We start from the raw sequence: 24,664 nt of genomic DNA, 5'->3' as shown, positions 1-24,664 counted from the left end.
CGACGAAGGGACCGATCACCGTGACCGACCTGCCCACCGCCACCACCGCCTCCAGTCCGACGGCGGAGCGCATCGACGCGCTGCTCGCCGAGCTGACCACCGAGGAGAAGGTGCAGCTGCTCACCGGGCGTGACTTCTGGACCACCTGGCCGATCGAGAAGATCGGGCTGCGCCGGATCCTCATGTCGGACGGGCCCTCCGGGGTCCGCGGCGAGGTCTGGGACGAGCGTGACCCGTCCCTCAACCTGCCGTCGGCGACCGCGCTGAGCGCGTCGTGGGACCGCGCGATCGCGAAGCGCTACGGCGCTGCGGCTGCGGTGGAGGCGCGTCGCAAGGGCGTCGACGTCGTGCTCGGTCCGACGATCAACCTGCACCGGTCGCCGCTGGGCGGCCGACACTTCGAGGCGTTCAGCGAGGACCCGGTGCTCACCGGCGACCTGGCGGCGTCGTACGTGGCGGGGGTGCAGGAGAACGGCGTCGCCGCGACGCCGAAGCACTACATCGCGAACGACTACGAGACCGACCGCTTCACCGCATCGACCGAGGTCTCCGACCGGGCCCTGCGCGAGCTGTACCTGCTGGCGTTCGAGAAGGCCGTCACCGAGGCGCACGCCTGGGCCGTCATGTCGTCGTACAACGCGATCAACGGGGTCACGGCGTCCGAGAACGACCTGCTCGAGACGCCGTTGAGCTCCGAGTGGGGCTTCGACGGCATCGTCGTGTCCGACTGGACCGGCGTGCGCTCGGTCGACTCCGCGAAGGCATCGCAGGACGTCGCGATGCCCGGCCCGAACCCGTGGTGGAGCGAGGGCCCGCTCCTCGCCGCCGTGCAGTCCGGCGACGTCCCGATCGAGGCGATCGACCGCAAGGTCCGCCGCATCCTGACCCTGGCCGCCCGGGTCGGCGCCCTCGAGGGCTTCGAGCCGGTCGCCGCGCAGCCCGTGCACGTCGAGGATGGCGTCGCGTTCGTCCGCGAGGCCGAGGCCGAGGGCACCGTCCTCGTCCGGAACACCGGCGTGCTGCCGCTCGACGCCTCCGCGGTGTCGCGCATCGCCGTGATCGGGCACAACGCCGACCAGGCCCGCACGCAGGGCGGCGGCTCGGCCACGGTCGTGCCGTCCCAGGTCGTGTCACCCCTCGACGGGATCCGCTCGGCGTTCCCGGGCGCCACGGTCGACCACGCCATCGGCGCCGTCGTGCAGGAGGGCATCGCGGAGTTCCCGCTGACCACCATCACGAACCCGGCGACGGGGGAGCCCGGCGCGCGTGTCGCCTTCGTCAAGGACGGCGAGGAGCTGTACGTCGAGGACCGTCGAGCCACGGCACTGTTCTGGTTCGGGGGCGACGCCCCCACCCGTGAGGCCGACCGGCTCGACATCACCACGACCTACACGGCGGAGTCCACCGGCACCGTGCGGATCGGCATCGGTGCGGCCGGCCGGTCGCGGATGTGGATCGACGGCGAGCTCGTGCTCGACGAGGACGTGCCGTTCGACGGCGACCAGCTCGGTGCGGCGTTCCTCAACCCGCCGGCACGCTCGGTGCCCGTGTCGGTGACCTCCGGGCAGCAGCTCGCGATCCGCATCGAGCACGACGTCATCCAGGACGAGACGCTCGGCGGGGTGCTGGCGTACCAGTTCGGCACCGAGCCGTCCGACGAGGACCCGTCGGTGCTCATCGACGCGGCAGTCGAGGCCGCCCGCACGGCCGACGTCGCCCTGGTGGTGGTCGGCACGAACTCCAAGGTCGAGTCCGAGGGCTACGACCGCTCGTCGCTCGCACTGCCCGGGCACCAGGACGACCTGGTCCGGGCGGTCGCCGCGGCGAACCCGAACACGGTCGTCGTCGTCAACGCCGGTTCGCCGGTCGAGATGCCGTGGCGGAACGACGTCGCCGCGGTCCTGCTCACCTGGTTCGGCGGGCAGGAGTACGGCAACGCCCTGGCCGACGTGCTCACCGGCGCCCAGGAGCCCGGCGGACGCCTGCCCACCACCTGGCCGGTCGCGATGGCGGACGTCCCCGTGCTCGACGTCACGCCGCTCGACGGGAAGGTGTCGTACGACGAGGACGTGCACATCGGCTACCGGGCGTGGCTCCGCGCCGGCACCGAGCCGGCGTACCCGTTCGGGCACGGACTCGGCTACACGACCTGGACGATCGACGGTGTCGCGGCGACGCCGACGGTGTCCGAGGGCGATGCGGTCATCGTCACGGCGACGGTCGCGAACACCGGGGCCCGTGCCGGCAAGCACGTCGTGCAGGTCTACGCCTCGCGCGACGTGTCCGAGGTGGACCGCCCCGTCCGGTGGTTGGTCGGGTTCGCGCCGGTCCGGCTCGGAGCGGGCGAGTCCACCGAGGTCTCGATCGAGGTCACCGCCCGGGCGTTCGCGCACTGGGACGGTTCGTGGCGGTACGAGGCCGGACGGTTCACCCTGCACGTCGGGGGGTCCGTGCTCGACGAGGCCGCGACGACGGGCGTCGAGTTGGAGTGACGCGTGGCGCCGGGGCGCGGCGCAGATGCCCCGGCGCCCCCGGCACCCGGCGACCCGGCACCCGGCACCCGGCGCCTCGGCGTCACGTGGCGTCACGGTCCGTGACGGACGCACGGTCCCCGTCGTACGGTCGCGTCGTGACCACGAACCGCGAACCCCGGCAGATCCGCTTCAACGCGTTCGACATGAACTGCGTCGCCCACCAGTCCTCCGGGCTGTGGCGTCACCCGCGCGACCGTTCCCGGCACTACAACGACCTGTCGTACTGGACCGACCTGGCGAAGACACTCGAGCGCGGGGCGTTCGACGGCATCTTCATCGCCGACGTCCTGGGCACGTACGACGTGTACGGCGGCACGAACGAGGCTGCGCTGCGCACCGGGTCGCAGGTGCCGGTGAACGACCCGATCCTGCTCGTGTCCGCGATGGCCGCCGTCACCGAGCACCTGGGCTTCGGCATCACCGCGGGCACCGCCTACGAGCACCCGTACCCGTTCGCCCGACGGATCTCGACGCTCGACCACCTGACGAAGGGCCGCGTCGGCTGGAACGTCGTCACCGGGTACCTGCCGAGCGCCGCCCGGAACATGGGCCAGACCGACCAGCTGAGCCACGACGACCGGTACGACGTGGCCGACGAGTACCTCGAGGTCCTCTACAAGCTGTGGGAGGGCTCGTGGGAGGACGACGCCGTCATCGAGGACCGCGAGACCGGCGTCTTCACCGACCCCGCGAAGGTGCACCCCATCGAGCACCACGGCACGCACTTCGACGTGCCCGGCATCCACCTGTCCGAGCCGTCCGTGCAGCGCTCGCCCGTCATCTACCAGGCCGGTGCGTCACCGCGGGGGATCCGCTTCGCCGCCGAGAACGCCGAGGCCGTCTTCGTCGGCGCCCCGACCCTGCCGCAGCTGGCCGCGACGGTCGCCAAGATCCGGGACGCCCTGGAGGCTGCTGGTCGCGACCGGTACGCCGCCAAGGTCTACACGCTGCTCACCGTGATCACCGACGAGACCGACGAGCTCGCGCAGGCGAAGTACCGCGACTACCTGTCCTACGCGTCCGAGGAGGGCGCGCTCGTCCTCAACTCCGGCTGGATGGGCGTCGACCTGTCGCAGTACGACCTGGACGAGCCGCTCGGCAACATCGAGTCGAACGCGATCCAGTCGGCGGCCGCGAACCTGTCCGCGGCGACGGGCGAGGACGGCACGACGTGGACCGTTCGGGACATCGCCCGGCAGACGGCCATCGGCGGCCTGGGTCCGGTCGAGGTCGGCAGCGGCGCGACCATCGCGCAGCGCCTCGTCGACATCCAGGAGCAGACCGACGTCGACGGCTTCAACCTGGCGTACGCGGTGACCCCGGGCACGTGGGAGGACGTCATCGAGTTCGTGGTCCCCGAGCTCCGGGCCCGCGGCGCCTACCCCGAGGGCTACCGCGAAGGGTCGCTCCGGAACAAGCTGCTCGGTCGCGGCGACCGCCTGCCCGAGGAGCACCGCGGTGCGTCGTTCCGCGTGCGCGAGTCCGCGGCGGCCTCGGCCTGACGCGCAGCAGCCCGGTCGTAGGGTGGTCGGGTGATCGAGTCCACGGCAGCCGTGCGGGTCGCGGAACCCCGGGACACCGGGGACCGTGACCGCATCGACCGCGCCTGCATCGACCTCTGGGCCGCTGCCGTCGCCGCACGCGACGGACTGGCCGAGGACCCGGCCGTCCGCGTGCGGGCAGCCGCGAAGTTCGCCGCCGACCGGGTCGCACTCGTCGTCGCCCCCGGAGCGGACGACACCGGGAACGCCGGCACGGTGCGGGGGTTCGCGCTCGTCACGGCACCAGGGACCGGCGGGGGAGCGGGCCGTGCGGACGCCGCCTACCTGAGCCTGCTCGCCGTGGATCCCACGGCGCAGGGCAGTGGCCTCGGCCGGGCGCTGCTCGTCGCCGCGGTGGACGCCGTCCGGGCCGCCGGACACGAGCACTGCATGCTGCACGCGCTCGAGGACAACGCCCCGGCCCTCCGCCTCTACCGCAGCGCGGGGTTCCGCCCGGTCGGCGAGCCGTTCCCGCACGCGCTGAGCGGCCGACCGACGCGCACCTACGTGGTCTGAACCGGGCCCTGCCGCCCGGACCCGGCCTACGTGAGTCGCCCCGGGCCTCCCGGTCGGGACGGCGCCACCGGCACCCAGTCGCCCTGCCCGGCGACCCGGCCGTCCCCGGAGGACCGACCCGTCACCCGACGCCGGACCCACGGGACGACGTGGTCGCGGTAGTACCGGAGCTCCGTGGCGACCGACGTCTTCGTCGCGTCCGGCACGCGGGGCACGGCGGCCTCGGGACCGTCGGCGATGGCGTGCAGGGCCAGGTCCGCGACCCGCTGGTGTCCGAGCGGGTTCATGTGCAGACGGTCCTCGGACCAGAACTCGGCGCGGCCGAGGTGTGCGTCGCGTGAGACGTCGACGAACGGCAGCCCGCGCTCCCGGCTGAACCCGGTCAGTGCCTCGGCCCAGGCGTCCCCGCGGGCGTTGATCATCCGGCCGAGGGGCAGCCGGGCGCTGGGGTCGGCGGGGCTGAGGAGTGCGAGCCGGATCCCGCGGGCGGCGACGGCGTCGGCGGCCTCGGCCAGCCGTCCGAGCAGCACGTCCACGTCGTAGCCGGGGCGGAGCATGTCGTTGCCACCGCCGCAGAAGGTGATGAGCGTCGGCGCCGGGTCGAGGGCGAGGGCCGCGTCGAGCTGCCCGTCGAGGACCCCGGCGAGCAGACGGCCGCGGATCGCCAGGTTCGCGTACGACACCGGTCCGGGCAGGTGGTCCGCCAGGCCGACCGCCAGACGTCCGGCCCAGCCGGGGAACGGGACGTCGCCGTCGTCGCCGACGCCCTCGGAGAAGCTGTCCCCGATGGCGACGTAGCGGACGGGGTCGGTGCGGGCGGGGACGGCGGACATGGTCCTCCTCGGGGAACGGGATCGGTGCGGTCTCCATCGTGCTCCTCCGCGTGGAACCGCGCTGAGGGAAGGCTTGCCTCACCACGAAAGCCCCGGTCAGGGCAGCCTTCCCTTGCTGGTGTGATCAGCTGACAAGTGCTTTCCTTTCCTCATGTCCACCGCAGCTGACCTCGCGCTCCCCGCCACCGAGCACGACGACGCCACGAGCGCCGCCCGCCTCAACTGGCTGCGAGCCGGCCTCCTCGGCGCGAACGACGGCATCGTGTCCGTCGCCGCCGTCCTGGTCGGCGTCGCCGGCACCGGTGCTGCGGCCGGACCGGTCCTGGCTGCCGGCACCGCCGCCCTCGTCGGTGGTGCGGTGTCGATGGCGCTCGGTGAGTACGTCTCCGTCAGCGGTGCCCGCGACGCCCAGCGCACCGGGCAGGCCGCCCACCAGGCGCAGCTCGAAGCCGAGTCCGAGGACCAGGCCACCATCGCCGCGCACTACCGCGGGCTCGGGGTCTCCGCGGACGTCGCCGACACCGTCGCCGCCGAACTCGTCCGCCCCGAGGTCCGCGACCGCCGGGCCGCCGCAGCCCTCCGCGACGCCGAGGACGAGGTCGTCAGCCCCTGGCGCGCGGCCTGGGTCTCCGCCGCGACCTTCACCGTCGGTGCCGCCCTGCCGTTCCTCGCGATGCTCCTCGCTCCGGCGTCGAGCCAGATCCTGGTCACCGTCGTCGCCGTCCTCATCGCGCTCGCCGTCACCGGCACCACCGGCGCGACCCTCGGCGGGGCACCCCGAGGCCGGGCGACGATCCGCGTCGTGCTCGGGGGAGCGCTCGCCCTCGCCGCCACCTACGGCGCCGGCACCCTGCTCGGGGCGCACGCGTCCTGACGGGGTGCGGCCTGTTGGGCGTGCGCCCTCTGCGCTCGGCGGCCCTTCCACGGACGGGAGGCCCGGATCGCGTGACCGACGTCGGTCACGTGATCCGGGCCTCCCGTCCGGTACGGCGTCCGGTCAGGCCCCTGCGGTCAGCACCGCCTTCGGGACCCGGTGCAGGGTCACCGCTCCGACCGCGTCGAACGGGTGCAGCGGGTCCGGAGCACCGGACCCGGTCGGCCCGCCGAGCTTCGAGTCACCGACCGCGCTGAGTACGGCGTAGGCGTCGTCGGCCGACCAGCCGTGCTCGTCGACGAGGAACGCGAAGGCGTCCTCGTACCCGCGGCGGATGCTCTCCTGCACCGGTTCGCCCAGGCCGACGAACAGCCACTCGTCGTCGGTCTCGATGCGCGGTGCCCGCAGGGTAGGGCCGCCCTTGACGACGTCGACGGAGACGATCGCGGTGCCCTGCGCCTCGATCGCGACGAACGAGGACTCGCCCTCGGCCATGATCGCGTGGATGTCGCCGATCGACAGCAGCGCTCCCGGCACCCGGACCGGCAGGTGGACCGTCGAGCCGGGGCGGGCCTCGGTGACGTCCATGTTCCCGCCCTCGGCGTACGCGGGCATGATCGTGGAGTTCTCGCCCTGGGCCGGAGCGGTCCCGATGCAGCCGATCATCGGCCGGACCGGGAACGTGTGCCGGTCGGACACCCGCACGACGCCGTCCTCGATCGGGCAGCGGCGGGTGAAGACCCGGTCGCCCATCACGTGCTGCAGGGCGCCGGACCCGGGCAGCGAGACCGACCAGCCGTGCGTCGTCAGCTGGATGTCGTGGATCGTCACCGCGAGGGTGTCGCCCGGCTCCGCGCCCTCGACGTACACCGGGCCGGTGACCGGGTTGATCGGTGCCTGCAGCTGCGCCATGTCGTGGTGGTCGTCGAGTTCGGCGTAGACGGCGTCGGTCGTCTCGAAGCCGATCGTCTCGCCGGTGCCCGGCGCGATGGTCAGCACCGGCTCGCGGTCGGCGGTGTAGCCGGGGCGGCCGAGCGTGTTCGGCAGGTGGTGGTCGGGGGTCATCGCGGGTCCTTGTCCGTCGAGAGCGGGGTGTCCGTCGAGAGCGGGGTGGCCGTCGGGTCGGCGGGGGCGCCGGTCGGGTCGCCTTCGCCGAGCGTGCCCGGCTCCTCGGAACCGACCTCGGTGGAACGGCCGGTGGAGCGGTAGTAGAGGAAGACACCGGCACCGACGATGAGCCAGATGATGCCACCGACCTTCGCCTCGACCGCGGCGTTGAGCAGCACGTACCCGATGATCAGGAACCCGATCAGCGGCACGACCAGGTGCAGCAGCCAGTTCCGCGACTTCCCCTTGACCATGTGGTGCACGAACACCGACACGTGCAGCAGCATGAAGCCGAACAGGGCGCCGAAGTTCACCAGCGACGAGATCGTGTCGATCTGCCCGACGAAGAACAGCACCAGGATCGCGGACAGGACCGAGACGACCAGGATCGCGTTCTGCGGCACCAGTCGGCCGTTGAGCTTGTGCAGGAACGCGGGCAGCTGCCGGTCGCGGCTCATCGAGAACAGCAGGCGGCTCGTCGCGGCCTGCGCTGCCATGGCGTTCGCGATGCCCACGGCCAGGACGTTGACCGCGAAGAACGCCGTCGCCCAGCCGCTCGACGACGCCTGCTGGACGATCGTGAAGAACGCGTTGCCCGCCTCGCTGTCCGAGAACGAGTCGCGTCCGGCGGCCAGGGCGCTGGCGAGCCAGGTCTGCACGACGAACAGGAACGCGACGATGACGAGCGCCAGGATCATCGCGAGACCGGCACCGCCACGGCGTCCGGTGGACTCCTCGGACAGGGTCGAGATGCCGTCGAAGCCCAGGAAGCTCAGCACCGCGATCGACAGTGCCGAGGCGATCAGCGGCGCCGACACCTTCGCCGGGTCGAACACCTGGTCGGTGCTGAACGACGCCCCCGGCACCGTGCCGCCGGTCAGGGCGACGACCGCGATGACGACGAAGATCACCACGAACACCAGCTCGATGAGCAGGAAGATCCGGTTCGCCAGCTTCAGGGACGACACCCCGGCCAGGTTGATGACGGTGTTGATCGCCACGAACACCAGCGCCCACAGCCACCGCGGGGTGCCCGGGAAGATGCCGACCATGCTCTCGGCCGCGAACACGTAGAGCAGCGTCGGGACGAGCAGGTAGTCGAGCAGGATCGCCCAGCCGGCGAAGAAGCCCGCCGTCGGGTGGATGCCACGGCCGACGTACGAGAAGACACTGCCGGCGAGGGGGATCGACTTCGCCATCTGTGCGTACGCCAGGGCGGTGAAGATCATCGCGACGAGGCCGACCAGGTAGACCAGCGGCACCATGCCGGAGGACGCGTTGTAGACGGTGCCGAAGATCGCCCACGGGGCGATCGGCACCATGAAGACGAGCCCGTAGACGAGCAGGTCGGTGGTGGAGACGGAGCGTTTCAGCTCCTGCTTGTAGCCGTAGGCCTCGAGCTGCTGCTGTGCGGAGAGCTCGCTGTGCTGCTGCGACATGTCGGTTCCGTTTCGGGGAGGAGGGACGGTGCAGGGGTGGGGTGTCCGGACGGGAGGCGCGTCACGGGTCGGTGACGTGCCTGGCGTCCGGTGCGTGGCCGGGTGGGTGGTTCCGGGTGCTGCGGGGTCAGCCGGTGGGCTGGGCGTCGTGGTCGGCGAGGAAGGCGCCGACCACGCGGCGGAACTCCTCCGGCTGCTCCAGGTGTGTGCAGTGGCTGGCGCCGGGGAAGACGTGCTGGCGGGCGTCCGGGATCTGCTCCACGAACGGCTGCCAGGTGGCGGGGGTCGCTTCGTCGTGCTCGCCGGCGACGACGAACGTCGGCACGTCCACCCGGTGCAGGCGGTCGATCACCGACCAGTCGCGCAGCGAGCCGATGACGTGGAACTCGTTCGGCCCGTTCATGGTGTGGTAGACCGTCGGCTCGGCCTCCATCTGCTCCTCGGACGCGACGAAGTCGGCGGGCATCGGCACCACCCGGCAGACGTGGCGTTCGTAGAAGACCTGCGTCGCGGCCACGTACTCGGGGTCCTCGACCGTGCCGGCGTCCTCGTGCCGGGTCAGGGCGTCCTGCACCTCGGCGGGCAGCTGGGCTCGGAGCTCGGCGGCCCCTTCGACCCAGAGCTGCATCGAGGCGGGGGAGTTGCAGATCGACAGGCTCGCGATGCCGCCCGGACGACGGACCGCGATCTCGGCGCCGAGCATCCCGCCCCACGACTGGCCCAGGACGTGGTGCTCGCCGAGGCCCAGGTGGGCGACCAGCGCCAGGTACTCGTCGACGAACAGCTGCGGCTGCCACAGGTCGGCGGGGGCGTCCGGGCGGTGGCTGCTCCGGCCGCAGCCGAACTGGTCGTGGTGGACGACGGTGCGACCGGTCTCGTCGGCGAAGGCCTCGAGGTTCCGGACGTAGTCGTGCGCCATCCCCGGTCCGCCGTGCAGGACCACGAGGGGCAGCGCGCCGGCGACGGGGTGGTCGGGTTCCGTGATCCGGTACCAGGTCTCGCCGTCCTGGAACGGCATCGTGCTCTCGGTGATGCGGGACATGGGGTGAGCATGGCCCGTTCAAAGGTCCCAGGCAAGACCTTTTCCGCTCGTTTAACGTGGCTGTAACAGGAAACCCGGCCCACCGGGGTCAGGCTGGAGGGCGGAAGGGGTGCCGGTGACGGATCGCGCGACGGAGACCCGGGTCGACGAGGTCGAGGACCGGCTCGTGACCGCCGTCGCCGTCGGCGAGTACCTGCCCGGCTCCCGGCTGCCACCCGAACGCGAACTCGCCGGACTGCTCGGGGTCGCCCGCGTCACCGTCCGCGGAGCCCTCGCCCGGCTCGTCGACCGCGGACTGCTCGAGACCCGTCGCGGCCGCGGTGGCGGGACCTTCGTCCGCGACCAGGAGGCCGGTGCCGCCTCCGACTCGGTCGGCCGCACCCTGCTGGCACGGTGGGCGGGCATCCAGGACACTGCCGACGCCATCGCGATCCTGCACGGGGCGCTCGCGGCCGCCGCCGCCGAACGGATCACCGCGGAGCAGGCGGCCGGGCTCCGGGAACGGCTCGAGGCCTTCCGCACCGCGACCTCCGGCTTCGCGAAACAGCAGGCCGACGCGGTCCTGCACCGCAGCATCATCGACGCGGCGCAGAACGACGCGCTGCGGAGCACCCTGGCGTCGCTCGAGTCGCAGATCTCGATCGCGGCGCCGGCGCACCTGTGGGGGAGCGTCGACGGGATGGCGGCGATGGAGGCCCGCGCGATGCGGGACCACGAGGAGCTGGTCGACGCGGTCTGTGCCGGGCGGGTCGCCGAGGCGGGGCGGATCGCGCGGCAGCACGTGGGGATCGACGTCGAGCTGCTGGAGCGGGCGATGCTCCGGGCGGGACAGGTGCCGACTCGGCCAGTGTGACCGTTCATGTTGTCTGGTCGAGACGACGGGAGGCCCGTGGCAGAGTCGCCACGGGCCTCCCGTGCTGGTGGTGCGGGTCGTGCTGGTGCTGCGTGTCGTGCTGGGGGTGTTGCTCGTGCCGTCCGGGTCAGACGTCGCGGCGCTTGGCCACCATCATCGCGAAGGCGTTCACGACGAGGACCTCGGCCAGCAGCACGCCGCCGCCGCTCCAGCCGTTGAGCGTGAGGCCCTTCGGCACCGGGGCACCCGAGTCGAACTGGTACAGGTTCGCGCCGGCCGCGTCGGGCAGGAACTTCGTGACGTCGTTCAGCCAGTCCAGGTTCGCCAGCCCGGCGACCAGGCTGATGACGACCGGCAGCACGAGCAGGATGCCGAGGGTGATCGCGATGCCGCCCGCCGACGAGCGGACCAGCAGGCCGATGCCGAACGCCAGGAGTGCCAGCAGGGTGACGTCGATCGACGCACCGACGATCGGCATCCAGACGGACGGGTCCGCCAGGTCGGGCTCCAGGCCCTTGCCGGCCTGCAGCGCCGTCGAGATCGCGACGCCGATCCAGTTCGCCACCGCGCTGACGACGAAGGTGGTGACCGCGAGCACGGTCGCCTTCGCGAGCAGCACGCCGATCCGGCCCGGGTCGGCGGTGAAGGTCGACCGGATCTGTCCGGTGGCGTACTCGCCGGTGATGATGAGCACGCCGAGCACGCCGACGACCAGGGCGGTCAGGTAGACGCTGACGGTGTTGATGCTGACGATCGTGGCGTTCGCGCCGACCGCGGTCTGCTCGGCGCCGGACGGCTCCGAGACGGATCCGAGCAGGACCGCGAGGCCGAGGGTCAGGACGGCGATGACGGCGTAGCACCAGAACGTCGACCGGATGCTCCGGAACTTGATCCACTCGCTGCGGACCAGTCGGGTGTAGCCGAGGTGCACGTCGCGCGAGGACAGGTCCCCACGGTGGCGGTGCTGCTGGGTGGTCGGCTGGTCGGTCTTCTGCGGGGCACTCATCGGGCTCCCTCCGATCGGTACTCGACGTCGTCGCGGGTCAGGGCCATGTAGGCCTCTTCCAGGCTCGCGCCGGTCGGGGTGAGCTCGTGCAGGACGACCCCGGCGCGGGCGGCGATGTCACCGACGGTCGGGGCGTCCGGGCCGACGACCAGGAACGAGCCGTCGTCACGCGGGGTGACCGTCGCGTTCGGGCCGATCGCCGTGAAGAGCTGGTCGGGCATCGGGGTGCGGACGACCACGCGGGCCAGGTTGACCTGCCCGGAGGGACCCCCGGCGCCGGCGACGAACTCCGCGATCGGGGCGTCGGCGAGCACCTTGCCGCGACCGAGCACGACGACGCGGTCGGCGGTCTGGGCCATCTCGCTCATGAGGTGGCTGGAGAGGAACACGGTGCGGCCCTCACCGGCCATCCGGCGGGCAAGCTGCCGGACCCAGAGGACGCCGTCCGGGTCGAGGCCGTTGACCGGCTCGTCGAGGATCAGGGTCTGCGGGTCGCCGAGCAGCGCCGCGGCGATGCCGAGTCGCTGGCCCATGCCGAGCGAGAAGCCGCCGACGCGCTTGCGGGCGACGGACTCGATGCCGGTCATGTCCATGACCTCGTGCACCCGCTGCTTCGGGATGCCGTGCGTCGCCGCGAGCGCGAGGAGGTGGTTGTACGCGCTCCGACCGGAGTGCACCGCCTTCGCCTCGAGCAGCGCGCCGACCTGCCGGAGCGGGTCGCGGAAGCTCTGGTACGGCCGGCCGTTGACGGTCGCCGTGCCGGAGGTCGGCTGGTCGAGCCCCATGATCATGCGCATGGTGGTCGACTTGCCGGCGCCGTTCGGGCCGAGGAAGCCGGTGACGCTGCCGGGGTGCACGACGAACGAGACGTCGTCGACCGCGAGCTTGGGGCCGTAGCGCTTGGAGAGGTGCTGTACTTCGATCATCGCCGCCCACGGTACGGGGGCCGCGGATGCGGCCGCCTCCCCCTGGAGGCGGAGATCGCGACCCTCGTCGTCATCCTGCCGAAAGCCTCCCGTCCGTCGGCTCGCCGGGCGGCACCCCGGCAAAACACCGGTGTTCGTCGGAAACGCCGCGCCCATGCGCGGTTCGACTGACGAACACCGGTGTTCTGCAGCAAGTCCCACGCCCATTTCGGAACGATCGTTCCAAGACGGGTGTGATGTCACACGGTCGTCACACGGGGGAAACGGGCGGCGCGACCGGGGTCCGTAGCTTCGTGCCCAGGCAGACGCCGACCTCACCCCCCTCTCCCTTCCGGAGGACGTCATGGCAACAGAAGTCGCGGCACCCGTCGCAGCGCCCCACGCCCCCCTCACGCCGGCCGCCCCTGCGGGCGCCGGTCTGATCAAGCCCGGGTACGACCCGGCCCTCACCAACGAGGACCTCGCCCCGCTGCGGAAGCAGACCTGGACCAGCTACAACGTCTTCGCGTTCTGGATGTCCGACGTGCACTCGGTCGGCGGCTACGTCACCGCCGGGTCGCTCTTCGCCCTCGGGATCGCCAGCTGGCAGGTGCTCGTCGCCCTGGTCGTCGGCATCCTCATCGTGCAGGTCTTCGCGAACCTCGTCGCCAAGCCCTCCCAGCGCACCGGTGTGCCGTACCCGGTGATCAACCGCGCGGTCTTCGGCGTCCTCGGCGCGAACGTCCCCGCCATCATCCGCGGGCTCATCGCGATGGCCTGGTACGGCGTGCAGACCTTCCTCGCCGCGCAGTCGCTGAACATCGTGTTCCTCAAGTTCATCCCCGGGGCGGCCGCACTCCTCGAGCCGTCGTTCCTCGGGCTGAACGCGCTCGGCTGGATCTCGTACGCCGTGCTCTGGGTCGCGCAGGGCGCCCTGTTCTGGATGGGCATGGACGCGATCCGGAAGTTCATCGACTGGGCCGGTCCCGCCGTGTACGTCGTGATGATCGCGCTCGCGGTGTACCTCGTCGCCACCGCCGGCATCGGCAACATCTCGCTGACGCTCTCGGTCGGCGCCCCGATGTCGTTCGGCGCGAGCATCCCGGTGATGCTGTCGGCGATCGCCCTGGTCGTCAGCTACTTCTCCGGTCCGATGCTGAACTTCGGCGACTTCTCGCGGTACGGCAAGTCCTTCGCTGCGGTGAAGCGCGGCAACCTGCTCGGACTGCCCATCAACTTCCTGTTCTTCTCGATCCTCACCGTGCTGTGCGCCAGCGCGACGGTCCCGGTGTTCGGCAAGCTCATCACCGACCCGATCGAGACCGTCCAGGCGATCGGCGCCCCGTTCGCGATCCTGCTCGGCGGACTGACGTTCGTCACGGCCACGGTCGGCATCAACATCGTCGCGAACTTCATCAGCCCCGCGTTCGACTTCTCGAACGTCTCACCCCGCCGGATCAGCTGGCGGATGGGCGGCATGATCGCCGCGGTCGGCTCCGTGCTGCTCACCCCGTGGAACTGGTACGGCAACGACCAGGCGATCCTGTACACACTCGGTGTGCTCGGGGCACTGATCGGCCCGCTCTTCGGCATCCTGATCGCCGGCTACTACATCGTCGGCAAGCAGCGGGTCGCCGTCGACGACATGTACTCGAAGGACCCGGCCGGTCGGTACTGGTACCGGAAGGGCTTCAACCCGAACGCGATCTGGACCCTCGTCACCACCGGGGCGGTGTCGGTCGCCAGTGCCGTGCTGCCGCCGGCGCTCGGGGTCGTCCCGTGGCTGAGCAGCTACAGCTGGTTCATCGGCTGCGGTCTCGGGCTCGTCGTCTTCTGGGCGCTCGAACGCCGGTCGCCGGCCATGCCGCTGCTCGACGCCGACGACCCGACGGTCGACGACGGCGCCGCCCTCGGTCGCGCCTGACCGGGAGACATGTCCTGCACAGGGGCGCCGCCGCACCGACTCCGGCCGGTGCCCCTGTGGACAGCCGGGAGGCCCGCAACCACCCCGCCAGGATCGTCACCACCCACGCTCCACCCGCTCCACCGGAAGGACCCCGATGCGCATCCGCGTCGTCAACCCCAACACCACCGCGTCGATGACGGCGGCCATCGGTCGTGCCGCGGCCGCGGTCGCCGGACCGGGAACGGTCATCGAAGCCGTGCAGCCCAGCATGGGTCCGGCGTCGATCGAGAGCCACTACGAGGAAGCGCTGGCCGTGCCGGGGCTCCTCGAACAGGTGCTGGCGGGGGAGCAGGCTGGCGTGGACGCCACCGTCGTCGCCTGTTTCGGGGACCCGGGCATCGACGCTGCGCGGGAGATCGCCCGCGGCCCGGTGATCGGCATCGCCGAAGGGGCGTTCCGCACCGCCGCGATGCTCGGTCGGCGGTTCGGCGTCGTGACCACGCTCGAGCGGACGACCGGTCGTGCGCGGGAACTCGCCGACCGCTACGGCTGCGCGTCCCTGCTGACCGAGGTCCGGGCGTGCGAGGTGCCCGTGCTGCAGCTCGACGACCCGTCCTCGGGCGCCCGCGAGCTCGTCGTCGACGAGTGCCGTCGGGTGATCGCGAACGGTGCCGACGCCGTGGTGCTCGGCTGCGCCGGGATGGCCGAGTTCTGCGCGTCAGTGTCCGACGAGATCGGTGCACCGGTCGTCGACGGGGTCAGCGCCACGACCCTCCTGGCCGAGACGCTCGTCCGACTCGGCCTGACCACCGGCAAGCACGGCGAGTACGCCGCGCCGCCGCCCAAGCGGTTCACGGGGGCGCTCGCCTCCTTCGAGCTCGACGCCGCCCGCGTGATGGTCGGGGCGGACGCATGACGGACCTCCAGACGGCCGCCGTCGCCGACACCGTCGCGCCCGCCGACCTCGTGCTCCGTGCCCGCCGGACCTGGGTCGACGGCGCCTTCCAGCCCGCCGCCGTCGTCGTCCGCGACGGCCGGGTGGCGTCCGTCGAGCCGATCGACGCCGACGTCCTCGCCGACCGGGACGAGACCGTCCCCGACGCCCACGTCCTGCTGCCCGGACTCGTCGACACCCACGTCCACGTGAACGAGCCCGGACGCACCGAGTGGGAGGGTTTCGCCTCGGCCACCCGTGCGGCGGCGCTCGGCGGGGTGACGACGATCATCGACATGCCGCTCAACTCGATCCCGGCCACCGTCGACGTCCCCGCGCTCCGGGTCAAGCGAGCCAGCGCCACCGGACGCGTCGCGGTCGACGTCGGGTTCTGGGGCGGAGCGGTCCCCGACAACGCGGGTGCCCTCGCCGACCTGCACGCCGCCGGGGTCTTCGGCTTCAAGGGCTTCACCGCGCCGTCCGGCGTCGACGAGTTCCCGCACCTCGACCCGACGCAGCTGCGTGCCGCGATCGCCGAGGTCGCCGCACTCGACGCGCTCCTCATCGTCCACGCCGAGGACCCGGACCACCTCGTCGACCACGACGCGCTGGGGGTCCGCTACCAGGACTTCCTCGACACCCGACCCGTCCAGGCCGAGCGGTCCGCGATCGCCCGCGTGATCGACGGTGCGCGGGAGACCGGCGCCCGGGTGCACGTCCTGCACCTCTCCGACGCCGGTGCGCTCCCGATGATCCGCGCCGCGAAGGACGACGGCGTCCGCCTCACCGTCGAGACGTGCCCGCACTACCTGGCCTTCGAGTCCGGGTCGATCCCCGACGGTGCCACGGCGTACAAGTGCTGCCCGCCGATCCGCGACGACGCCAACCGCGACGCCCTCTGGGTCGGGCTGCTCGACGGCACGATCGACATGGTCGTCTCGGACCACTCGCCCTCGACCGCTGACCTGAAGGTCGACGACTGGGGCCTCGCATGGGGCGGCATCGCCGGCCTGCAGGTCGGATTCCGCGCGCTGTGGACCGAGGCGGCGCGTCGCGGACTGCCCCTCGACGCCGTCCTGCCCGCCGTGACGACCGGGCCGGCGGCGCTCGCCGGGTTCGCCGACCGCGGCCGGATCGCACCGGGGGCGCTGGCGCACTTCGCCGTCTTCGACCCCGACGCCCAGGCCACGATCGACGTCGACGCGCTGGCACACCGGAACCGGGTGTCCGCGTTCGACGGGCTGCAGGTCCGCGGCCGGGTGACGCAGACGTGGCTGCGCGGGCAACGCATCACCGGTACCACCGACGGCACCACGACGGTCGACGTCGTCGCCGGAGAGCTGGTCGGCCGTGGCTGAGACGCGTACCGCCGCCGACGTGCACCTCGGCTCGACGCCCGACGACGTCCTCTGGGGACGGTTGCCGAGTCGCCACGACGCCGCTGTCCGCACCGTCGCGCCGGGCTCGGTGGTGACCATCGACACCGTCAGCCACGAGGGCCTGCTGCCCGACCAGGGCTCCGACCCGGTGGCGTTCTTCGGGCGGCACGGCGTCGATCCGGGCGACGTGCTGCCGGACGCGATCGACATCGTGCGGGACCTCCGCAACGACGACGCCGACGGCCCGCACGTGGTGTCGCGACCGATCGCCGTCGCCGGGGCGGAACCGGGCGACGTCCTCTCGGTGTCGATCCTGGCGGCGCTGCCTCGGGTGCCGTACGGGGTCATCTCGAACCGGCACGGCCGTGGTGCACTGCCGGGGGAGCTGCCGCGTGGTGCGGACCCGGTCTCCGTGTTCGCCGACGTCGTCACGCGCGACGGCGTCGACCACGGCCGGCTGCCGGTGGTGGACGGCGGTCCCCGCGTGGTGACCTTCCCGCTCCGGCCCTTCCCCGGCATCCTCGGCGTCACCGTCGACAGCGACGTCCGACCGCACTCCGTCCCGCCGGGACCGCACGGCGGGAACATCGACATCGCGCTGCTGACCGCAGGCTCGACCCTGCACCTGCCCGTGCAGGTGCCGGGCGCCGGTGTGTACGTCGGCGACCCGCACTTCGCCCAGGGGGACGGTGAGGTCGCCCTCACCGCGATGGAGGCCTCACTCCGCCTGAGCCTGCGCCTCGACGTCGTCCCGCGCGCCACCGCGCTCCGACGGTTCGGTGCCCTGGTCGGTCCGGTCGCCGAGACCACCGAGTTCCTGGTGCCCACGGGCATGGACGCCGACCTGGACGAAGCCGTGCGGCGGTGCGTCCGAGCGGCCATCACGCTGCTCCGTGCACGGTGGGGTGTCGACGAGCACCTGGCCTACGCGTACCTCAGCGCGGCGACGGACTTCCGCATCTCGCAGGTCGTCGACCTCGTCTGCGGTGCCCACGCGACCATCCGCAAGGCGGACTTCGACGCGGTGGCGACGTGCGACTGACCGGGACGTGGCCCGCCGGCCTCGAGTCGGCGTTCCACCGGTACGAGGACGCCCTGATGCGGGACGACACCGCGGTGCTCGACGCGCTGTTCGAACCGGGGCCGGACACGCTCCGTGGTGACGGTGCCGGACTGCTCCGCGGACACGAGCAGATCAGTGCCTTCCGGTCCGCTCGCGGTGGCGTCGCCCGTCGGGTCCTGATCGGCGTGGACGTGCAGGTCCTCGGTCCGCATGCCGTGCTGGTCGTGGGGGAGTCCCGGTTCCTCGACGGTGGACGTGGTCTGCAGACGCAGCTCTGGTGCCGGACGGACGGTACCTGGCGGATCCGGACGGCGCACGTCACCGGACGTTCGCCGTCGTTCGACCGGTCCGTGTGGCGCGTGCTCGGCGACCCGCTCGTCCCCGGTGCCGGCTCCGGTCCCGGCGGCGCGTCCGGTCCGCTGGCCGGCGTCCGCGTGGCGGTGAAGGACCTCATCGCGGTGCGCGGGCAGGTCATCGGCGCGGGCAACCCGACCTGGCAGGCCCAGGCGGAGATCGAGGACGAGCACGCTCCGGCGGTCGCGATGCTCCTCGACGCCGGAGCCGAGGTGACCGGCATCGCCCGCAGTGACGAGTTCGCGTACGCCCTCGCCGGCCGGAACGCCCACTCCGGGACGACCCCGAACGGAGCGGCCCCCCGGCGGATCGGCGGCGGCTCGACGTCCGGGTCGGCTTCGGCGGTCGCACTCGGGCAGGCAGACCTCGGTCTGGGCACGGACACGGCGGGCAGCCTCCGGGTCCCGGCGTCCTACCAGGGGCTCTGGGGACTGCGGACCACGCACGGCGCCGTGTCCCGGAAGAGCGTGCTGCCCCTCGCGCAGACCTTCGACACCGTCGGGTGGCTGACGCGCGACCCCGAGCTGCTCCGGCAGGTCGCCGGCATCGCGTTCGGCGACCCCGTGGAACCCCAGCGCGAGACCGAGGACCCGCTGGCCCGGAGTGAGCCGCTGCTCCGGCCTGAACCGCTGCTCCGGAGTGGCCCGCTGCTCCTGAGCGACGCGCTGCTCGATGCCGCTGAACCCGACACCCGCAGCGCGTTCCTCGCCTGGGTCGAACGGGTCGGCTGTCCGGTGCAGTCGGTCGCGCTGCCGGACCTGGACGACCTCGCCGAGACGCTGCGGGTCGTACAGGCAGCTGAGGCGCACCGGAACCACGGCGACTGGGTCACCGCACACCCGGGTGCCCTCGGAGCCGACGTCGCCGAGCGGTTCGCCGCAGCGGCAGCCGTCACCGCCGAGCAGGAGTCGGCAGCGCGTGCCCGCCTCGTGGAACTCCGGACCGTGCTCCGCCGCGTGGTCGGGAACGGAGTCCTGGCCTTCCCCACCGTGCCGGGGCCCGCTCCGGACCGGACGGCCGACACCGCCGCCGTGCTCGTCACCCGCCGAGCGACCCTCCGCATGACGTCGGTCGCCGGCGTCGGCGGTCTGCCCGCCGTCAGCATCCCGGCGCTCCGGGTCGACGACGCCCCCGTCGGGGTGTGCCTCGTCGGACCGGCCGGTGCCGACCTCGCGCTGGTCGACCTCGCGATCGACCTCGCCCGTGCCACCACACCCGAAGCCGCCCCCGCAACATGTCCGTAACGCGCGTTCCATTATCCTTGATTGTGGAACGGAAGGATCAACCATGTACCCCGTGAACCCGCCCGCACGTCTCCTGATGGGCCCCGGCCCGATCGACGCCGACCCCCGCGTCCTCCGCGCGCTCTCGACCCCGCTGGTCGGGCAGTACGACCCGTGGATGACCGAGACGATGAACCAGACGCAGGAGCTGTACCGCCAGGTGTTCGGCACCCGGAACGAGGCCACCGTCCTGGTCGACGGCACCTCCCGCGCCGGCATCGAAGCCGCGCTCGTCTCCTTGCTGGCGCCCGGAGACAGCGTCCTCGTCCCGGTGTTCGGCCGGTTCGGGCACCTGCTCGCCGAGATCGCCGGACGGGCCGGAGCGACGGTGCACACGATCGAGACCGAGTGGGGCCAGGTGTTCCCGGCCTCCGTGATCGAGGACGCCATCGTGCGGGTGCGCCCGAAGCTCCTGGCCGTCGTGCAGGGCGACACCTCGACGACGATGAACCAGCCGCTCGACGAGCTCGGGGCGATCTGCGAACGGCACGGCGTGCTGTTCTACACGGACGTCACGGCCTCCGTCGGCGGGAACCCGCTCGAGGTCGACGCGTGGGGCATCGACGCCGTCAGCGCCGGGCTGCAGAAGTGCCTGGGCGGCCCGTCCGGCAGCGCACCCCTGTCGCTCTCGCCCCGGGCGGTCGCAGTGCTCGACGGCCGTCGGAGCGTCGAGGCCGGCATCCGCGAACCGGGCGACGACGTGTCCGACCACCCGATCCAGTCGAACTACCTCGACCTGGGGATGATCATCGACTACTGGGGTCCCCGCCGCCTCAACCACCACACCGAAGCGGCATCGATGCTCTACGCCGCGAACGAGTGCGCGCGGATCCTGCTCGAGGAGGGCCGCGACGCCGTCGTCGAGCGGCACGCCATCGCCGGCCGCGCCATGCTCGAGGGGGTCCGCGGCCTCGGGCTCACCGTGTTCGGGGACGTCGGGCACAAGATGCACAACGTCGTCGCCGTCGAGATCCCCGATGAGGTCCAGGGCGACGCAGTCCGTTCCGCGATGCTCGAGGACCACGGCATCGAGATCGGCACCTCGTTCGGCCCGCTGCACGGACGGGTGTGGCGCATCGGCACGATGGGCTACAACGCCCGGAAGGACACCGTCGTGACGACCCTCTCCGCCCTCGAACAGGCGCTGCGTCGCGGCGGGAAGTCCGTGCCGCAGGGCGGTGGGGTCGACGCCGCGCTCGACGTCTACGCGGGACGCGGCGCCTCGCTCGAGGCCGGGCTCCCGGCGGGGGCACGCTCGTGAGTGCGGCCGTGGAGCTGCCCGTCGCCGGTGCGGTGGCCCGTGCCGCCGCCGACCGGATCGTCGCCCGCTGCGACGAGCTCGCCATGATCAGCGAGACCGCTGGCCACATCACCCGCGTCTACCTCTCGCCCGAGCACGCCCGGGCCAACGCCGTCGTCCGGACCTGGATGGACGACGCCGGACTCGAGACGTGGCAGGACGCCGCCGGCAACCTCCACGGCCGGACCCGGCACAGCGATCCGGAGGCCCCCGTCCTGCTGCTCGGGTCGCACCTGGACACCGTGGTCGACGCCGGCCGGTACGACGGGGTCGTCGGCGTCCTCATGGCGATCGAGGTCGCCGCACGCCTACAGCAGGACCGTGCCGCCCTGCCGTTCGCGCTCGAGGTCGTCGCCTTCTCCGACGAGGAGGGCACCCGGTTCGGCAAGGCCCTGCTCGGCTCCTCCGCGGTCGCCGGGGTGTGGGACGAGTCGTGGTGGGACCTCCGCGACGGCGACGGCACCACCCTCCGAGCTGCCTTCGAGTCCTTCGGCCTCGACCCGGCGCAGGTCGGGCAGGCCGCCGTCGACCCCGCGTCCCTCGTCGGGTACCTCGAAGCCCACATCGAGCAGGGGCCGTACCTCGAACAGGCCGACCAGGCGCTCGGTGTCGTCACCAGCATCGCGAGTGCCCGTCGGTTCACCGTGCGTGCCGTCGGCGAAGCGCGGCACGCCGGCGGAACCCCGTACGAACGGCGCCACGACGCCCTGCTCGCGGCCGCCGAGGCCGCCCTGGCCGTCGAGCGGATCTGCCGGACGGAGCAGCACATCGGCACGGTCGGCACGATGGCCGTCGAGCCCGGAGCGGTCAACGTCGTCCCCGGCCTCGCCACGTTCGCGGTCGACCTCCGCGGGGAGTTCGACGACGGCCGCGACCGGGTCTGGGACGAGATCGCCCAGGCCTTCGGCGAGATCGGGACACGACGCGGCGTCGAGGTCACCCCCACCGAGGTGCACCGGGCACCGGCGGTGTTCTGCGCCCCGCACCTGATGGACGCCGTCCGCGCCGGGATCGTCAGCACGGGTGAACCAGAACCCCTCGAGCTGTTCTCCCGCGCCGGACACGACGCCATGTCGCTCGGCCTGGTGACCGACGTCGCGATGCTGTTCCTCCGCAACCCGGACGGCATCAGTCACCACCCAGACGAGTTCGTCTCCGCGGCGGACGTCGCCCTCGGACTCGACGCGCTCGCCGGAGCGGTCGAGCACCTCGCCGCGCAGCGCCTCGCCGACACCACGACGGCCGGGGCCGGCGCATGAGCGTCCCCGACGTGCGGGGGCGGATCGACTCGGTCTGGGAGCGCCTCTCGCCGGCCGAGCGACGGGTCGCCGCGATGATCCGACACGACCCGGAGCTCCTGCTCGTCGGCACCTCGTCGCAGCTCGCGGCCGAGTCCGGCACCTCGAAGGCGACGGTCTCCCGACTCGTCCGGTCGCTCGGGTTCCAGGACGCCGCCGAGGTCCGTCAGAACCTGATGTCCGCTCGGGGGACCGGCCTGCCCTGGGCGGCCGAGGATGCCGCGCACGTCGATCAGCGTGCCGTCGAGGCCCGGAACCTCGACGCCGCCTTCGCCTCCCTCGCCCGTGCCGACCGGCCGCGCCTCGCCCGGCGCATCGTCCGCGCTCGCCGGGTACTGGTCTTCGGCGAGCGCGGCGCGTACCCGATCGCGCTGCAGCTCCGCGCGCAGCTCGCACAGGTCCGCCCGGACGTCCGGGTCGGGCCGGCACCGGGTCAGCGCCTGGGGGAGGAGGTCGCGGACCTCGACCGTCGAGACCTCGTGGTGATCGTCACGGTCCGTCGGCACGCCGCCGGGGTCGACCGGGTCGTCCGGCACTGCGTCGGCACCGGGGCGGACGTCGTCGTCATCGGGGACCCGACCGCCGCCGTCATCGCGGCGCCCGCGACCACCGCGGTGCTCTGCCCGGTCGACTCACCCTCGGCGTTCGACTCGTTGGCGGCGCTGTTCGCGGTCGTCGCGGCGATCACGAACGACGTCTACGAGGCCTCCGGTCCGTCCGGACGGACCCGGGTGGAGGCCGTGGCGAGCGCCTACGACACGCTCGGCGAACTCGCCGGCCCCTGACCGACGCTGCCTGTGCCTGTGCCTGTGCCTGTGCCTGTGCCTGTGCCTGTGCCTGTGCCCGTGCCCGTGCCCGTCCCTGCGTCCCCGACTTCGGCGGCGAGCGACCGGTTCCGCTCTCGGATCAACGCGATCAGGTACCGCCGCAACACCAGCCCCTCCGCGATCCGACCGAGCACCCCGAACGGTGCCCGGAACGTGATCTCGTCCACCATGCGCGTCCCGGTCGGGGTGGCGTCGAACCGGTGGTGGTGCCGGAACCGGGCGAACGGCCCACGGACCTGTTCGTCGACGAACGTGTGGGGAGCCTCCAGTGCGGTGATCTCGTTCGTCATCCGCCAGACGATGCCGAAGTGGCGCGCACGCCAGGTCACACTCTCGCCGATCCCGATGCGCCCGTCCGTCGTGCCGGCGACCGCCTGCTCGCCGGTCGCAGCCATCGACCGCAGGTGCGCGCCGATGTCCAGTGACAGGTCGAAGGCCCGCTCGGGCGGCACGGGCAGGTCGGTCACGATCCGGAAAGCAGCGCTCACGCCTCGATCCTGGCCCACGGACGGCAGGATGGTCACGTGACCGATGCCGCCCTGACTCCGCTCGACCGTGCCGGGAGGCTCGTCCCCGGCCTCGCGCTCGCCACCGGCATCGCCGTGGTCGCGACCGTGATCGGGCGGTTCCTGCCGGTCGTCGGAGCGCCGGTCAGCGGCGTCGTGATCGGCGCGGTCCTCGGCACCGTGCGGCGACCCGGACCGGTCGTCCGGCCGGGCATCACGACCGCGAGCAAGACGGTGCTGCAGTTCGCGGTGGTCCTGCTCGGGGCCCAGCTGTCGCTCCTGCAGGTCGCCCGGGTGGGGGTGCAGTCGCTGCCGGTGATGCTCGGCACCCTCGTCATCTGCCTGCTCGCCGCGTGGGGGATCGGTCGTGCCCTCGGTGTGGTCGGGAACCTGCGGACCCTGATCGGGGTCGGGACGGGCATCTGCGGGGCGTCGGCGATCGCGGCCGTCACCCCGGTGATCGGCGCTGTGTCGATCGAGGTGGCGTACGCGGTGTCGACGATCTTCCTGTTCAACGTGGCCGCCGTGGTCGTCTTCCCCGTGGTCGGGCACGCCCTCGGCATGAGCCAGCACGCGTTCGGGCTGTTCGCGGGGACGGCGGTGAACGACACCTCCTCGGTCGTCGCCGCCGCGAGCACGTACGGCCCGGGGGCGGCGGACTTCGCGGTCGTCGTGAAGCTCGTCCGGACGCTCATGATCATCCCGGTGGTCCTCGGTCTGGCGTGGTTGGTCGGACGCCGGGCGGAGAAGACGGCAACGGCGTCGACCAGGGACGGGTCGGCAGCCGGCGACGTGGCACTGGACGGGTCGGCGATCGAGCCCACGGTCGTGCCACCTCGCGGGAAGTGGTCCCCGCGCCGCGTGTTCCGTCTCGTGCCGTGGTTCCTCATCGGCTTCGTGCTGGTGGCCGCCGTCAACTCGACGGGTGTCATCCCCGGGCCGGCGCACCCGGCGATCGCTGCGGTCGCCGCGTTCCTCATCACCGTGGCCCTGAGCGCGATCGGCCTGTCGACGGACATCGCGGGGTTCCGTCGTGCCGGGTTCCGGCCGCTGGTCCTCGGCGGGTCGCTCTGGATCGTGGTGTCGCTGTCGAGCCTCGGACTGCAGGCCCTCACCGGCAGCATCTGACCGCCCGGCAGCATCTGACCGCCCGCCAGCCTGCCC

21 protein-coding genes are annotated in these 24,664 nt (G+C 72.4%); 14 read left to right on the top strand and 7 right to left on the bottom strand.

Annotated features, from left to right (window positions below):
- Positions 1-20 precede the first annotated feature (20 nt).
- From QL987_RS12795 to QL987_RS12785, 3 genes are all read left to right on the top strand, one after another.
- Positions 21-2,492 (top strand): glycoside hydrolase family 3 C-terminal domain-containing protein, encoded by a 2,472-nt coding sequence (locus tag QL987_RS12795; RefSeq protein WP_290157983.1) that lies wholly within the window; start codon positions 21-23, stop codon positions 2,490-2,492.
- A gap of 137 nt (positions 2,493-2,629) precedes the next feature.
- Entirely contained in the window at positions 2,630-4,036 is a 1,407-nt protein-coding gene (locus QL987_RS12790) for an LLM class flavin-dependent oxidoreductase (RefSeq protein WP_290157981.1), read from the top strand.
- 30 nt (positions 4,037-4,066) lie between these two features.
- Entirely contained in the window at positions 4,067-4,591 is a 525-nt protein-coding gene (locus tag QL987_RS12785) for a GNAT family N-acetyltransferase (protein ID WP_290157979.1), read from the top strand.
- A gap of 26 nt (positions 4,592-4,617) precedes the next feature.
- Here QL987_RS12785 and QL987_RS12780 read toward each other — a convergent pair whose 3' ends face one another.
- The gene (locus QL987_RS12780) at positions 4,618-5,424 is read right to left on the bottom strand and encodes an SGNH/GDSL hydrolase family protein (RefSeq protein ID WP_290157977.1); all 807 of its coding nucleotides are present in this window, start codon (positions 5,422-5,424) and stop codon (positions 4,618-4,620) included.
- A gap of 151 nt (positions 5,425-5,575) precedes the next feature.
- Between QL987_RS12780 and QL987_RS12775 the strand changes: the two genes are divergently transcribed.
- A complete protein-coding gene (locus QL987_RS12775) occupies positions 5,576-6,298 on the top strand; it encodes a VIT1/CCC1 transporter family protein (protein ID WP_253463951.1) in 723 nt (240 codons plus the stop codon).
- A 123-nt stretch (positions 6,299-6,421) separates the two neighbouring features.
- Here the strand turns inward: QL987_RS12775 and QL987_RS12770 are convergent, their stop codons facing one another.
- The 3 genes from QL987_RS12770 to QL987_RS12760 all read right to left on the bottom strand — a co-directional run bounded on the left by QL987_RS12770 (position 6,422) and on the right by QL987_RS12760 (position 9,886).
- On the bottom strand, positions 6,422-7,363 hold the full coding sequence (locus QL987_RS12770) for an acetamidase/formamidase family protein (protein ID WP_290157974.1): 942 nt from the start codon (positions 7,361-7,363) through the stop codon (positions 6,422-6,424).
- Positions 7,360-8,844: an APC family permease gene (locus QL987_RS12765; protein WP_290157972.1), complete on the bottom strand. Its 1,485-nt coding sequence runs from the start codon at positions 8,842-8,844 to the stop codon at positions 7,360-7,362. Before QL987_RS12765 ends, QL987_RS12770 begins: the two co-directional genes overlap by 4 nt.
- Before the next feature lie 127 nt (positions 8,845-8,971).
- Positions 8,972-9,886 (bottom strand): proline iminopeptidase-family hydrolase, encoded by a 915-nt coding sequence (locus tag QL987_RS12760; protein ID WP_290157971.1) that lies wholly within the window; start codon positions 9,884-9,886, stop codon positions 8,972-8,974.
- Between the two features lie 115 nt (positions 9,887-10,001).
- Here QL987_RS12760 and QL987_RS12755 point away from each other — a divergent pair, with 115 nt between their 5' ends.
- On the top strand, positions 10,002-10,739 hold the full coding sequence (locus QL987_RS12755) for a GntR family transcriptional regulator (protein ID WP_253463943.1): 738 nt from the start codon (positions 10,002-10,004) through the stop codon (positions 10,737-10,739).
- Positions 10,740-10,866: 127 nt separating this feature from the next.
- On the opposite strand, the gene QL987_RS12750 is transcribed toward QL987_RS12755, so the two are convergent.
- Positions 10,867-11,745: an ABC transporter permease gene (locus QL987_RS12750; RefSeq protein WP_290157970.1), complete on the bottom strand. Its 879-nt coding sequence runs from the start codon at positions 11,743-11,745 to the stop codon at positions 10,867-10,869.
- On the bottom strand, positions 11,742-12,671 hold the full coding sequence (locus tag QL987_RS12745) for an ABC transporter ATP-binding protein (RefSeq protein ID WP_111074703.1): 930 nt from the start codon (positions 12,669-12,671) through the stop codon (positions 11,742-11,744). The genes QL987_RS12750 and QL987_RS12745 overlap by 4 nt, the downstream gene beginning before the upstream one ends.
- A 343-nt stretch (positions 12,672-13,014) precedes the next feature.
- Here QL987_RS12745 and QL987_RS12740 point away from each other — a divergent pair, with 343 nt between their 5' ends.
- The 8 genes from QL987_RS12740 (at position 13,015) to QL987_RS12705 (ending at position 22,952) form a co-directional block, all read left to right on the top strand.
- Positions 13,015-14,574: an NCS1 family nucleobase:cation symporter-1 gene (locus QL987_RS12740; RefSeq protein ID WP_290157969.1), complete on the top strand. Its 1,560-nt coding sequence runs from the start codon at positions 13,015-13,017 to the stop codon at positions 14,572-14,574.
- 136 nt (positions 14,575-14,710) lie between these two features.
- On the top strand, positions 14,711-15,472 hold the full coding sequence (locus QL987_RS12735) for an aspartate/glutamate racemase family protein (protein WP_290157968.1): 762 nt from the start codon (positions 14,711-14,713) through the stop codon (positions 15,470-15,472).
- Positions 15,469-16,848: an allantoinase AllB gene (allB, locus tag QL987_RS12730; RefSeq protein ID WP_290157966.1), complete on the top strand. Its 1,380-nt coding sequence runs from the start codon at positions 15,469-15,471 to the stop codon at positions 16,846-16,848. The genes QL987_RS12735 and allB overlap by 4 nt, the downstream gene beginning before the upstream one ends.
- Positions 16,841-17,911, top strand: a complete 1,071-nt coding sequence (locus tag QL987_RS12725; RefSeq protein WP_290157965.1) for an acetamidase/formamidase family protein — start codon at positions 16,841-16,843, stop codon at positions 17,909-17,911. The genes allB and QL987_RS12725 overlap by 8 nt, the downstream gene beginning before the upstream one ends.
- Positions 17,902-19,530 carry an AtzH-like domain-containing protein gene (locus tag QL987_RS12720; RefSeq protein ID WP_290157964.1) on the top strand — a complete coding sequence of 543 codons (1,629 nt, stop codon included), beginning with the start codon at positions 17,902-17,904 and terminating at the stop codon, positions 19,528-19,530. Before QL987_RS12725 ends, QL987_RS12720 begins: the two co-directional genes overlap by 10 nt.
- Positions 19,531-19,573: 43 nt before the next feature.
- Positions 19,574-20,830: an alanine--glyoxylate aminotransferase family protein gene (locus QL987_RS12715; protein WP_290157963.1), complete on the top strand. Its 1,257-nt coding sequence runs from the start codon at positions 19,574-19,576 to the stop codon at positions 20,828-20,830.
- On the top strand, positions 20,827-22,128 hold the full coding sequence (locus tag QL987_RS12710) for an allantoate amidohydrolase (RefSeq protein ID WP_290157961.1): 1,302 nt from the start codon (positions 20,827-20,829) through the stop codon (positions 22,126-22,128). The genes QL987_RS12715 and QL987_RS12710 overlap by 4 nt, the downstream gene beginning before the upstream one ends.
- Entirely contained in the window at positions 22,125-22,952 is an 828-nt protein-coding gene (locus tag QL987_RS12705) for an SIS domain-containing protein (protein WP_111074697.1), read from the top strand. Before QL987_RS12710 ends, QL987_RS12705 begins: the two co-directional genes overlap by 4 nt.
- Here the strand turns inward: QL987_RS12705 and QL987_RS12700 are convergent.
- Entirely contained in the window at positions 22,919-23,482 is a 564-nt protein-coding gene (locus tag QL987_RS12700; RefSeq protein ID WP_290157958.1) for an SRPBCC family protein, read from the bottom strand. The genes QL987_RS12705 and QL987_RS12700 overlap by 34 nt on opposite strands.
- A gap of 36 nt (positions 23,483-23,518) precedes the next feature.
- On the opposite strand from QL987_RS12700, the gene QL987_RS12695 reads away from it, so the two are divergent.
- Positions 23,519-24,628, top strand: a complete 1,110-nt coding sequence (locus QL987_RS12695; protein ID WP_290157957.1) for a putative sulfate exporter family transporter — start codon at positions 23,519-23,521, stop codon at positions 24,626-24,628.
- The last annotated feature ends 36 nt before the right edge of the window (positions 24,629-24,664 follow it).

It is taken from the genome of Curtobacterium sp. APC 4022 (assembly GCF_030407555.1).
GTDB lineage: Bacteria > Actinomycetota > Actinomycetes > Actinomycetales > Microbacteriaceae > Curtobacterium.
This window is presented reverse-complemented; position numbering and strand designations above follow the sequence as displayed.